The sequence below is a fragment of the Pseudomonas sp. JL3 genome (assembly GCF_031570575.1).
In the GTDB taxonomy this organism is placed as follows: Bacteria; Pseudomonadota; Gammaproteobacteria; order Pseudomonadales; family Pseudomonadaceae; genus Aquipseudomonas; species Aquipseudomonas cucumis.
This window is the reverse complement of the sequence record NZ_JAKWJK010000003.1, coordinates 155416-167829: the sequence shown is the minus strand read 5'-3', so window position 1 is coordinate 167829 and position 12414 is coordinate 155416. Positions and strand designations below refer to the sequence as shown.

8 protein-coding genes are annotated in these 12414 nt (G+C 51.0%); 3 read left to right on the top strand and 5 right to left on the bottom strand.

Annotated elements, in window-relative coordinates; all coding sequences use genetic code 11:
* The first annotated feature begins 175 nt into the window (after positions 1-175).
* A complete protein-coding gene (locus MMG91_RS07065) occupies positions 176-2674 on the top strand; it encodes a UvrD-helicase domain-containing protein (RefSeq protein WP_310659199.1) in 2499 nt (832 codons plus the stop codon).
* 591 nt (positions 2675-3265) lie between these two features.
* On the opposite strand, the gene MMG91_RS07060 is transcribed toward MMG91_RS07065, so the two are convergent.
* From MMG91_RS07060 to MMG91_RS07050, 3 genes are all read right to left on the bottom strand, one after another.
* The gene (locus MMG91_RS07060) at positions 3266-3847 is read right to left on the bottom strand and encodes a hypothetical protein (RefSeq protein WP_310659198.1); all 582 of its coding nucleotides are present in this window, start codon (positions 3845-3847) and stop codon (positions 3266-3268) included.
* Between the two features lie 163 nt (positions 3848-4010).
* Positions 4011-4676, bottom strand: a complete 666-nt coding sequence (locus tag MMG91_RS07055; RefSeq protein ID WP_310659197.1) for a histidine phosphatase family protein — start codon at positions 4674-4676, stop codon at positions 4011-4013.
* Between the two features lie 157 nt (positions 4677-4833).
* A complete protein-coding gene (locus MMG91_RS07050) occupies positions 4834-5187 on the bottom strand; it encodes a hypothetical protein (protein WP_310659196.1) in 354 nt (117 codons plus the stop codon).
* 358 nt (positions 5188-5545) lie between these two features.
* On the opposite strand from MMG91_RS07050, the gene MMG91_RS07045 reads away from it, so the two are divergent.
* Positions 5546-8626, top strand: coding sequence for a TrlF family AAA-like ATPase (locus MMG91_RS07045; RefSeq protein ID WP_310659195.1), 3081 nt, complete (start codon positions 5546-5548; stop codon positions 8624-8626).
* Positions 8627-8701: 75 nt separating this feature from the next.
* Here the strand turns inward: MMG91_RS07045 and MMG91_RS07040 are convergent, their stop codons facing one another.
* Together MMG91_RS07040 and MMG91_RS07035 are read right to left on the bottom strand one after the other, a co-directional pair.
* Positions 8702-9568, bottom strand: coding sequence for a DUF2726 domain-containing protein (locus MMG91_RS07040; protein ID WP_310659194.1), 867 nt, complete (start codon positions 9566-9568; stop codon positions 8702-8704).
* 196 nt (positions 9569-9764) lie between these two features.
* Positions 9765-10880, bottom strand: coding sequence for a DUF3800 domain-containing protein (locus MMG91_RS07035; protein ID WP_310659193.1), 1116 nt, complete (start codon positions 10878-10880; stop codon positions 9765-9767).
* A 364-nt stretch (positions 10881-11244) separates the two neighbouring features.
* Between MMG91_RS07035 and MMG91_RS07030 the strand changes: the two genes are divergently transcribed.
* Positions 11245-12369: an AAA family ATPase gene (locus MMG91_RS07030; RefSeq protein WP_310659192.1), complete on the top strand. Its 1125-nt coding sequence runs from the start codon at positions 11245-11247 to the stop codon at positions 12367-12369.
* Positions 12370-12414 lie beyond the last annotated feature (45 nt).

Here is a 12414-nt window from a genome sequence, read left to right as displayed (position 1 = left end):
GGTTGGTCGCGGATAGCTCTACTCAGCCTGATAAGATCCCATGCATGGCGGCAACTGCGACTTGCCGGATCGATAGGAAATCGCAAAAGGCTGGTACTAAGTGGGTTCTCTACATAAGTCGGATAGCAACGCCTCTCAAAGCAGATCAGAAAGCAAGCCATTACCTAAGCAGCCTATGCGTGCCGAGGGAGTGATTGCCAAGGGAGCACATGCCTTTGCCCAATGGTTGCTGCAGGCAATAAGGGCCCATGACGTCAATTCTTGGAACGCAGGGAAATCGTCTGGCTACGTAGCCGGTCATGAAGTTGGTCGAATCGTCGGCCACGATGAGGGGCTTGAAGTCGGGCGAGGGCATGGGCACGAAGAAGGGCGGAAGGAGGGCCTTCAAGAAGGGTATCAGAGCGGTCACGTAGCAGGCTTTGACGCTGGGAAACTGGTATTAGATCTGAATCCAGGCTCGACGCAGACAGATGTAGCGCCAGGGGTGGACATCAACCTTTTCGAACACTTCGACTTTCCAATCTCCGAAGAGCTCGAACAGAGGATCCGCTCCGATATCAAAAAGAACCTACCGTCCTACCAGCAACCGACCGATCCGCAATGGGAGATGATCCTCTCTCGAAGCCCTTCCACCTACATAGTTGCCGGTGCCGGCAGCGGTAAGTCCACGACGATGGTGCTGCGACTGCTTGTGCTTCGCTACTACCTTAACGTGTCCGTGGACTACATTACAGTCGTGACCTTCACCCGAGACTCACGCTTCGACTTCATCGCCAAAGTGATTAAGATATTCAAACTTTGGGATCTTCCCATGGACGAGAAGAAGGGTAAGAGCTTCGTTCGGACGTTCCACTCCCGCATTTTGGATTTCTTCAAATGGTCGCCGGCATTCCAGGGAGCGAAGGCATTCGAGTTCCTTAGCAAGGATGCCACTGGTGAAGATGAAGAGCCGGAAAACGTCCTGGACATTCGGCTGAACTCGCGACAACTGGATCTGATGAATCGGTGCTATCAGAACCTATTCGAGAACCATGAACGTTTTCGCGAGCTAATCATCGAGCTCGTGAAGCACTCTGTCAGCATTGGGGAGCCACTGAATCCAAAGGATCCAGAGCAGGCCAATCGCATCAAGATGCTTAAGAAATGCTCGGCTCGTGATCAAGAGGCATGCCAAGCAGTGGAGTCGCTCTGGCGTAAGGCTGGGCTTTGGCCAATGCCTGGGGTTAGCACTGAGCTCGAGGCCATTACCCTAAATGGGCACATCTTCCATGCCCATGGGTACGCAGAGGACTTGAACGCTTTGGTTGTGCTCGGCCTTGATCAAAGTGAACCAGACACCATCAAAATCAAAGATGGAGATAAAGAAACTAAGCTTTCGCTGGCTTTGAACATGCGTAGGATCTTCCTCCAGCTGTTCTGCTCAAAACGTGTCCTGTATTTCACGAACTATGAAGAGGCATTGAGCTCTCTCGAAACCATGAGGGGTAGGGTTTCCGCTGTACCAAAATTCAGCTATCAGGTCGGCGGGGACATCAAGCCTGCACCAATCATGCAGGCTTTCCACAGTGCCGCCTCATTCTTGGAAAACCTCGGTCTTGAAGTGCCGGAAGCAGTCAAGGCCATGAGCTTCTTGAAAAAGGACATGGAAGCTAAGTTCTTCGAAGCGTTGGGGTTGTTCTGGCCTGCATTTGAGAGTTTCCTTGCTGAGCAGAGCCCGCGTATTTTCACCTTCAACAAGATGTTCGCAATGTACAGCGAGCAGGGTGAGGAGAACTTTAGCAAGCTGCCGGACAGCGTCCTAAAATCTCAAATGGTCACTCTCGTTGACGAGTTCCAAGATTGCGGTGCCAACACCATTAGCTGGCTTCGGGGCGTCTTCACCGAGCTTCGTCTACGCGGTCTGCAGTACCAATCTTCCCAGGGATCAATTTTCCCATCGCTCATGGCGGTCGGGGATGACTGGCAAAGCATTTACGGGTGGCGTGGTAGCTCGCCTAAGTTCTTTCAGCAATTCGAACAATACTTCCCGTCACCGAAAACCCTGCCGCTCATGCTGCAGCAGAACTTCCGGTCTCAGCAGATGGTGATTGATGCGGCTGAGAGCATCGTGAAACACACGCGCTCCATCGAGAACAAGCATGGCGAGGCTGCCCACCCCGACGTTAAGGATTTGAGCTTCCCCGTTCAACTGTGGCAGCGAGACGATCAACGCCTAGTGGATTTGGTCGACCAGCACTACGAAGCAGGGCACGAGATTATGGTGCTGTCGCGATCAAGAAGCACATTGGCCGAGGTGACCAACAAGCTTGCCGGTACGCTACAACGAGCGAGGCGCGAAAAGCATGCAGATCGAATTCGCATCATGACGTATCACGGCTCGAAAGGCCTCGAAGCCGACGTCGTGTTCCTCGTAGGGGATTGCGAGCAGCTCTCTTCGTCCAACTGGCGAAACCAGGCCTACGCCATGGCTAAGCTGGTTATGAACGGCGAAGCAAGGGCCTACGATTTTGCCCAGGGAGAGGAGGTAATGAGGCTCGCGTATGTGGCCATCACCCGAGCCAAGATTCACTGCTATTGGTTCTTGGATGCGCCGAAGACAGGTAGCCTAGGGTATCCGAAAGCGTCGGATCGAATAGACAAGCAGCAACCCTATTTCCGTGATCTTCGGCGTTGAGAGGAGTCATCACAAGGCTATCGCTGGTCAGAAACGACTGGCAAATATTCAGGCCGGGTGGGTATGACATTTGGAGTGTCATATCCATTTCGAGGGTGGCTCCAGGCAGGTGAGCAGGTGAGCAGAGTAGCAATAAGGGCGGACAAGAGAAGTGAACGCTCGATAGCTGGGCCCATCTGCTCCTCGATGTACCAAATTTGATCGAGTGCCCTGTGATGGAAATCATAGGGCGCGATCATGAGTCTTCACTTTTTCGTGTTCTGGGCTCAGTTCCCCAAGCTATGCAATCGGAACAAACGCACTTCATATCTTCAGAATGTCGGTGATGAGTTTTCGGTAAGAGATGAGTCGATGTTTGACTGCTCGAGCAGCCTCCCACGAGCTTGCTTGACAGTACGGATAATGTCTTCAGCATCCATGGCAGTATCGTGAATGAGAAGGGGGTAGCCAGCCGCAGCGAGTTCAGCCGATCGTTTCTCAATCAGTAATGACTCAGGATCTCGTTCACGCTGGAATTTCATAGCACCACCTATCTGGCTAACGGCTTCTCGGTGTCGGTTGCGACCGTCAAGCATTGCTGCTCAGTGAATTTCACAAGCTTGCATCGTAAGCATCCATGGCCTCACTGGCTGTATCGAACCACTTGAGCTCTCCAGCCGTAATGACACTCGCGACTCGCTGGTTGACCTTTGCGGCAAGGCTTCCTAAGAGGCTATCAAGAGGTTCCGAAAAGAGGTCTGCAGTGGCGACGGCATATTGCTTTGTTGTCAAAGATTCGAGACATACATAGCGCGCGGAAGCGCTTGAGTTCAGGCGGCGCCAGGTCACGACTTCAACAAAATCATGCATCCCCGAAGCGCTTAGCGTCGAGCCACCTTGGTGGGCGGTCAGAGAAGCGGTCGTGAATTGGCGGGCGCGCGATGTGCGGTTCAGCGGCGGTGGATTTACAAGGTGTTTCAGCTCTTTGCGACCAGTAACGACGTGCTCGCGAAGCTCCTCGCGATCTATGGACAATCCACCCCGATCACTGACTGAATAATTCTTGAGCTTGTTGAATGCATCGATGGCCAAGCGGTCTTGTTTCTGCTCCCAAGCCGACCTTTTGTCTTCGAAGAGCCAGGCCCAGAACTGCATGAATAATCCCATTTTGTCTTTCACCCTGCCTTGATCCATGGGGAGCATCTTCAGTGAAGCGGGGGAAAATGTCCTGATATTTCTTTGCTGGGCGCAGGACAATTTCGTGGGAGTGGTTTGCCGCCAAAGGCATCCCATCATGTACTGCCGAATACTCGGCTGCTAGTTCAAGCGCGGTAACGGGTAGCCATGGGCGAGAGCGCTATGCCGTACAGAACCCGTCTATAAATCTCCCTTGGCCAGATGCGTCGAGTTGGTATTCGACTGTCCATCTGCAGCCGTCAAACACGAGCTTATAACTCCAGCAATTTCTCAACGGTTCCCGTACATCGACAACCCGAAACTCACGCATCAAATCTTGCGAGCTAGCGTGGTCGCCATGCTTGATCCGCCAAGCAGCAGCTCTGATGAGTTGCCCATGGCTGAAAACTAGGATGTCCTGGGCATAGTGATCCGCAAGCTTGGCCAGCATCGCATCTGCCCGCCCGAGCAGATGATCGAACGACTCAGCGCCAGGCCCATCGATCATCGTCGCGTCACCGCTCTCCCAGTAGCTTTCCGCATGTGGCTTTCGGTCGGCCTGGGTGCTACCGGTAAATCGGCTTGGGCTCAAATAAGTGAATTCCTCGACGGCCCATACCTCGAGTGGTACCTCGGGATAGCGTTGTGCGGTCGGTAATGCCGTGTCCCTGGCGCGCGCGAACGGCGAAGAGACGATCAGATCTGGCACTGAGCTAATCGACTGAGCAAGTTCCTGGGCTTGGCGCTTGCCCTTTACAGTCAAAGGTATGGAGTCGGGGGCAGTCGTGGCCAAACCGACATTCGCGGCGCTCTCGGCGTGCCTGATCAACCTGACCTGCTTTGGCATTTACTTCCTACCTTAAAAAACGCATGTGTAGTCTGCCAATGTTGAATTGGGCTGGCCGTGACAGCAGCTAGTAGTCTTGCAGATTACCGGCATCACGCGTTTTCTTTGCGTTTGCAAAAAGGGGCGCCCATCAATTTTTCCAGCAGTCTGCATTCAGTTACATGCCTAATTCGTTTTCAAGTTTCATGGTGCGAAGGCGCATCGGCAAAGCCCTGGCAGGCAACCAACGAAACGCTGCTTCAGTCATCGCATGCCAAATCAAAACCTGGATATAAAGAGCATCGTCGGTGGTGCCAATTGCCCCGTGAGGCTTCAGAGTCTGCTTTAGCAGCAGTGTCACTGCGCGAGGGTATCGACCTCGCCCTTTGCTGTCGGAAATCGGCACATAGGAAAAGCAGTCAAAGGGGCGAGAGTAACTTCGGATCACGTTCTGTAGTTTTGCGCGTAGCTCTTTCTTGCTCGACCGTGAGGCAGCGATCCACCAAATCAACTCCACATCCTCCAGCTCCATTCCTATGGGTGGCTCATCACAAAAATTGTCGAACTGGTCGAAGGGTAGCGGACGATTTGGGCGAGGTCGTGGTCGAGCGGGGAGCCCTTCGTTTGCAGGGCTATTTGCAATCGTCATAAGTTGGCCAGTATTAGTTGGTCACAGATCTTAACGCGTCAAATTCTTACTGACAGCCACGGTGTCGCCTATGGTGAAAGCTGCCTACTGAAGATCAGTAATCTACACGCGGCTATACGCTCTCCCTGCCTTCATTCGGTCAAATTTATCTATTTTCGGCAGAAGTCGCTTCGATGAGCTTTCCTCAGTGGCGGAAGGAGCTTCACTATGAGGTTCTGATCGGGATATCGGGGAAGGTGCGATGCCAGTAATTTTGCAGGGCTCGACATGGAAAAAATGGGATCTTCACGTCCATACACCCGAGTCGTTGGTTCACCACTACCCCGGAGAAAAGGAGGCAGCGTGGGAGGCCTTCCTATCCGATCTAGAAAAATTACCTCCTGAGTTTAAAGTTCTAGGCATCAACGACTACCTATTCGTAGACGGGTATGCCCGCGTTTTGGAAGAGCGGCGCAGGGGACGGCTGGCAAATATTGAGCTTGTTCTGCCTGTCGTGGAGCTACGACTAGATAAATTTGGCGGAATTCTTGAGCAAAGCGAGGAGGGATATAAACCCTCGAATTGGAGTCGTATCAACCTCCATGTCGTTTTCGATCAGGTCGACCCACAGCTCATTCGTGAGCAATTTATGCCTGCCATTTCTCAGGGGTACTCCCTCGTACCAGGATCCCCCGGCGACCGTTGGGCTGGAGTCATTACTAGGGATAATCTGATTGAGCTTGGGGAGCGTGTCGTTGCCTCAATGCCAGAGGCTATGCGGGGCCGGGCTCCCTCACCATTAAAGGTCGGCTTCAATAACCTCAATGTTAGCTTTGAAGCTGTTCGGGCAGCTCTTAAGACCCAGCACTTTGATGGTAAGCACATCATTGCGATGGGCAAGAGCGAGTGGGACAGTCTGCGGTGGAGCGATCATACGATCGCGGACAAGAAGACGATTATTAATGAAGCCGATCTGGTATTCACTGCCGCAGCCAACCCTGAGGCCTACGTGAGAGCTCGTGATGGGTTGAAGGCTGCTCAGGTCAATGCGCGCCTTCTTGATTGCTCAGATGCGCACTCGCTCAGCACCTCGAACGACAAAGACCGTGTTGGAAACTGTTTCACTTGGATCAAGGCCGACTCAACATTCCAGGGTCTCCTTCAGGCGATCCATGAGTTCGATGATCGCGTGTATGTAGGCGATGCCCCTCCCAAACGAAAGAAGGTCGAGCAGAACAAAACCAAATTTATAAGCTCAATCAAGGTGGAGAAGGTCGCAGACTCGGGGCTTTCCGAACCTTGGTTCGATTTGGACATCCCGCTCAACCCTGATCTGGTGGCAATCATCGGCAACAAAGGCAGTGGTAAAAGCGCTCTTTCCGATGTCATCGCGTTGGTCGGCAACACAAAGCACTACGCGAAGTTTTCATTCCTCAAAAACACGCGGTTCCGTAGCCCGAAGCGCAAGTTCGCAGAACATTTTTTGGGCTCATTGACCTGGTTCGATGGCTCTGTGATGGAGAAAACCTTGCAGGAGGATCCTGAGCCAAGCAGCGTCGAGCGGGTCAAATATCTCCCGCAAAGCTATTTGGAAGATCTGTGCAATGAACTGGGTGAGGGCGGATCCTCAACTTTTGATGCAGAGCTACGAAAAATTATTTACTCCCACGTGCCCGAGGAGGAGCGGCTCGGAAAGGCGTCTATGGACGAACTCCTAGATTTCAAGGTCGCAGAAATTGAGCAGGCTCGCAAAGGTGTGAGGGAGAGTATCACCAAGATTAACGCGGAGATTATTGAGGTGGAGCGCCGGGCGACAAATGATTTTCTGAGATCGTTGCAAGAATTAATGGCGGCCAAGCAGGGGGAAATCGCGGCGCTGGAGGATGCCCAGCCACAACCGGTACTCGACCCAAGTGCTTCACCTGAAGCTTTGGCTGAGTCAAAGCAGGCGGCTGAACAGGTGGATGTTCTCGAGAGCGAGGGCCGTAAGATTGAAGCTGAGGAGGCGGCGCTTAAGAGCACAAGAGCGACGGCGCTTAAAAGAGAGGCGGTTGCCAAAAGAATTTCTACCGCATTGACGAATTACGGTAGTCAGCATGCGACCTTCGTTGCGGAACTGAAAGATTTGCTCGCTGATCTGGATGTAGAGTTGCCGATCGATTCCCTAGCGCAATTGAAGGTCGATGTCGGGCCGGTCGATGCCATCGCCGCAACGGCTCAAGCGCAGGTGGCTGCGATCGACGCTGACTTAAAAAACGAAGATCAGGGCAGCATTTCACAGCGAAGGTCGCTCGCTGCGGCCCAGCTTGTTGAAGCCAAAAGCCAGCTCGGAGAGGCGCAGCGACTTTATGTGCTCTACAAAGAAAATTTAGCGAGCTGGGAGCGCGCCAAAGCAGAGCTGATCGGATCGCCAGATAAGCCAGGTAGCCTTTTGCAGCTGCAATATGAAATTGCTTCCTTGGCACATTTGCCGGAGCAGCAAGCGAGGCTTCGTGCTGAACGTTCCGAAAAGACTCGTGAAATGCATGGCTTGATTCAGGCCATGGTTGATGAGTTCAGCCGACTCTATCTCCCTGTCCAGCGTTTCGTTAATTCTGAGGAGCAGCGTGAGCTCAATCTACCTCTGGATTTCCAGGTTCGGATCGAAGAAAAAGGCTTCTCCGACCAACTATTGAGGCGCATCAACCAAAGGGTCAGGGGATCCTTCATGGGAGTCGACGAGAGCTCTCAGATGCTGCGCAACTTATTGTTGGCTGCCAGTTTCGAAACGGCGGATGAGGCCGTGGCCTTTACAGACGCGATTGATGATTTGCTTCATTTTGATCGTCGAGAAGGAATGCCTGAGAGGCCGATGATCCTATCTGAGCAACTCGCACGCACCGTCACAGCGCAGGATCTTCTGGATTACTTGTACTGCCTGGATTATCTAGCTCCTCGGTATTCATTGACTTACGAGGGGCAGGAAATCGGTCAGCTTTCACCTGGCGAGCGTGGATTGCTTCTTCTGGTTTTCTACCTTTTGGTCGATGAAGATGACATACCGATTGTCATCGACCAGCCCGAAGAGAACCTGGACAACCAGACTATTTTTCGAGTTCTGGTGAAGTGCATCAAGCGAGCGAAGGAACGCCGGCAAGTAATCATGGTGACGCACAACCCCAACCTGGCCGTGGTGTGTGATGCTGAACAGATCATTCATGCGGCGTGTGACAAGGCTGCGAGTCGGTTCGATTACGAAGCCGGGGCGATAGAACATCCTCTGATCAAAGCACGTGTGGTCGAAATCCTCGAGGGCACTGAGCCTGCTTTCAAGAACCGGCAAGGTAAGTATCGATTGCAGTAAACCAACGACCGAAGCATGCACGCTGCACTATCCGTTGGATTTGACGAGGTGGGTAAGCGTGCAGTTCGGATAACGTTATCTCATAGGGTTTGTGGTTTGCATCACATCAAGCACCAGTCGTTCGAACTCTGGGACGGTTAATGCTTTCTGTCCGAAACCTCTGATCCGAATCAGCTTAACGTTTGCCGCTTTGAAGATGGCATCCTTCATCGTGTCGTTTTCCTTCGCTTGGGCACTGTCGTGATGAATGCTGTCGAGTTCGAAGAAAAACTTCGGGGAGTAGCTATCTCGAGCGTCGAACACCACGCTGTCCACAACCGCTCTGAAGAAGTAGCTCCGCTCCTTCTGGGTCAGGTTGTCTTTAAATGCCTCAATGTCCAGCACGCTGCTTAAGGCCACGTTGGGGTATGGGTTGTAGGTGGGGAAGACTCGTCGGACTGCCTCAAAGAAGTTTTCTTCCTGTTGGGATTTGAACAACTTCACGATCTTTGGGGCTGCAGCGTGCACTTGATTAGCTTTGACGCTGATGTCGCCGCGGCGAGCCTGAGCGATCTGTTCCGGCTGTGTATTTCGACTCTGATTTACGATCTGTTTTGCCAGTGGACGATGCTGATTTGAAAGGGCAAAACTGAGTAGTGAGGGCATCTCCAGTTCCTGCATAACCTTAAGCTTCTCGTCAACGAAACGATCAATGAAGGCCTTGGAGAAACCATGTTTTCCGAGCTCAATCATCACCGCGATGGACTCGAAGGATTGGTACCGAACTGCGCTGGCGTGGCTTGCGCTGTGTGCAAAAAACTCGTTCTCAAAGATCGCCACTGCCTGTACGGTTATAGGGTCGTTTTTCAACTCTTTAGCGTGTGAGACGAGCGTGTTCGACAGTCCCTCCCAGTCCCGGTTGGCAAGCATCTGGTACATGGATTCCCTTTCGAATGCGGCCATTACTACCTCGCGTTTGATCTGGCTTTTGGCTAGCTCAGATTCGATTTGCCCTCTAATGGCCGAGCATAGCACCGGATGTGCGCTCGTAAATGGCCCAGCTTTTTTTACGCCTGGAATTGAGAATGCTGACGTTTTGTGGCGATGTATCTGGGTCAAACTCTCTTGCGTGACGGTTAGCCTCTACCATGCCTAATTATTAGGTTGGGGCATCGAGTTGATTGTGAGACCAGACGTAGTTCACACCATATCCTTTGACGGAGTCTTCTGCGTCGGCCATCAAGTGGAATGCCTCTACCAACTCCGGTACCGGCTCGATCTTATAAACAACTTTGTCTTGGGCATAGCGAACTATAAATCCTGTCAAAATATCAGCGGCCTGGATTCCGAGAGAGTCCTCGGACTTAGCCATGGACAGATCGGCCTGCTCAAGAAACCGATAATTGGCAATAGGTGATATTTTCCTTTCTGGTGCTGCGGACTCGACTGCCTGCTTGGCCAAAAAAAGAATGTCATCGAACTGTGTCTGAACGTCGTGTACCAGCTTCACCTTTTTGATGTTGCCGTCGTGAGCGTGATTCACGCGAGCATAAATATTGGTGAGCGAAGAGTAGTTTGGGAGTATCCAGACGTCTTTACCCTTTTTTCCAGTGTCCGGTACCGGTAGGAAGCGTCGGATAGCTTTCTCTTCGCTAGCCTCTTTTTTGATCATAACCTCAAAGTCATCCATAGACTCTTCTACCGACTCAGCAAGATGTCTGTGTTGGATGCTGGTGTTGGACTTTGCGAAGTTGAGAAGAGTTTTGAATGCTTGAAGTAGGTCTTGCTTGCTTTGGCTTCGGCATGCCTTGAAGTAATTGGTAAAGACTTCGTTAGGGGCATGCAAAGTAATGAATTGTGCAAAAACATTTCTAATATAATCTGTCTTTTCACCCTCTCCACCGCTGAAATAAGGTGGCCAGACGAGGTAGAAAGCAATGTTGGTGGCGATAAAAAATTTCTTTTCTACGAGCTCTACAAAGAAAGGTATTTTCTGTTTCGCGATAAGCTTAATAAGATCCAGAATGAATTTTGGCTTGTTTTTGTATATTTTTGTGGATTTAATGTCCGCAGCCTGAATGCGATGTTTCTTCTTCAACTCATTGATGTCGTCTTCGAATGCTTTTATGTGCGTTATCCCTAGGCAGCCCAAACCAAAATATGGCTGGTCGCCGAAGGTAAGGTTGTCCCCGCCTAGAATTAAGTCACCCGTATTTCCGGATTCGTCGATGAAATATGTTATTTCAGCAATCGTATTTCTTTCATGTTCCGTCATAAAGCTAGCCTTTGAGTCCGGTGATTGAGTGGGTGTGAGTTAAGCAGGCTTCGGGCAGCCTCGGCATAGTGATTGCCCGTGTGAGGGTTAGCCTCTCATGTGGGCCAAATGGCATTCCCCTCCGCGAATCTGAGTTTAGCTGTTTTTGTACCTTTCTTATCCCCCCAGCCTTGGATAAGGGCATCGCGGGTATAGGCTTTTCGTCCTCTTGGTGGACTCGATCTGCTCGGTTAAGACGTGAGTAGTGCCTCGCACTCATCATTTTTGTGGTTCGGTTGACTGGATGATCCCCGGCACTTTGTGCCAGCTTTAACCAAAGCCTCCGTAGCCTTAAGCTCCTTACATCAACAGAGAGGACGCAGCCATGAAAAACCACTTAGCAGATGCTCTAAAAGAATCCCGGCAGAAATACAGATTTTCGCATACACAAGCCGCTGAGCTTGCGGGGGTTAGTAACCGGACTTGGCGAGCCTACGAGGCGCCTTTATGCAATGATTTTATTCGATCGCCTTCCCAGAGCGTGATCCGATGCTTTTACTACCGCTCTGGAATTCCCATGCCCTCTAAGGTAAAGGAGTTTTTTGATGATAAAAAAAGCGCACGTGTTCTAAGCATCTCTTCACTGAAGGGAGGAGTAGGAAAGTCTCCAATTACTGTGGATATAGCGGCTTGCCTAGTGAGGCGGGGTTGCAAGGTTGCTATTGTTACTTACGATGCAGTGTACGAAGGTATGGTTGAGGCTGGTGAGAGACCTGCTCCGGATACGCTTGTGAGTAAGATAGATTTTTACGGGCGTACTGATGTTTTCTTTTCAAAAGCTGAATTTACAGATTTGAAGAAGAAAGTTCGGGATTTGATAAAAAACGGCACCCCAAATGAGCGTAAATTTCTAGAGTATGATATGGGGAGTACAATAGAGTCGATGCAAGAAAAATTAAATTCTCCGATGCTGTTTCGGGGTCTTAAAGATGAGTATGACTTCATATTTTTAGACTTAAATAGGAAGGTCGAGCTTGTCAGGACTCACTCGGATGTTGTTGCAATAATACTTGATAGCAACTGCGCGCAGTCTATCGATAATGCAGAAAGGCTATTTGCGCGCTTGCAAGCAGCGAAATCCAAGGCACGAACTCCAAAGTGTTATGGGTTGATTACTCATGACGATATCGGAGGTGTTAGTAAAGAGCTGGAAGAGTATTGCGGGGATCTTGAACTTGGTTCGGATGTTTGGGAGGAGTTAGAGAGTTCAAGATTTTCGATTTATAAGCATCGAGAAAGTATTCTAAAGAAGATTAAGGCCTTGCCAATGTTGCGTCTATACACGCAGTTGACGAATGCTCATGAAGTAGTTATTGAAAGATACAATAGTACGCGCTCTTTGGAGAGCTGCTATGCGTACTTTCACTCAATACTAGATATTGCTCCTTTTTCCCATGCCGCAGATGAAGTTGAACGCCTTACGGGGGAGTTAATTGATCTTCGGGCATAAGATAATCTTAGGCGTGGCATCCAGAATGGGATGACTATTTTACGC

Coding starts and splice junctions, on each gene's coding strand:
- MMG91_RS07065 (WP_310659199.1), top strand. CDS start 176: ATGCGTGCCGAGGGAGTGATTGCCAAGGGAGCACATGCCTTTGCCCAA.
- MMG91_RS07060 (WP_310659198.1), bottom strand. CDS start 3,847: ATGGATCAAGGCAGGGTGAAAGACAAAATGGGATTATTCATGCAGTTC.
- MMG91_RS07055 (WP_310659197.1), bottom strand. CDS start 4,676: ATGCCAAAGCAGGTCAGGTTGATCAGGCACGCCGAGAGCGCCGCGAAT.
- MMG91_RS07050 (WP_310659196.1), bottom strand. CDS start 5,187: ATGGAGCTGGAGGATGTGGAGTTGATTTGGTGGATCGCTGCCTCACGG.
- MMG91_RS07045 (WP_310659195.1), top strand. CDS start 5,546: ATGCCAGTAATTTTGCAGGGCTCGACATGGAAAAAATGGGATCTTCAC.
- MMG91_RS07040 (WP_310659194.1), bottom strand. CDS start 9,568: ATGGCCGCATTCGAAAGGGAATCCATGTACCAGATGCTTGCCAACCGG.
- MMG91_RS07035 (WP_310659193.1), bottom strand. CDS start 10,880: ATGACGGAACATGAAAGAAATACGATTGCTGAAATAACATATTTCATC.
- MMG91_RS07030 (WP_310659192.1), top strand. CDS start 11,245: ATGAAAAACCACTTAGCAGATGCTCTAAAAGAATCCCGGCAGAAATAC.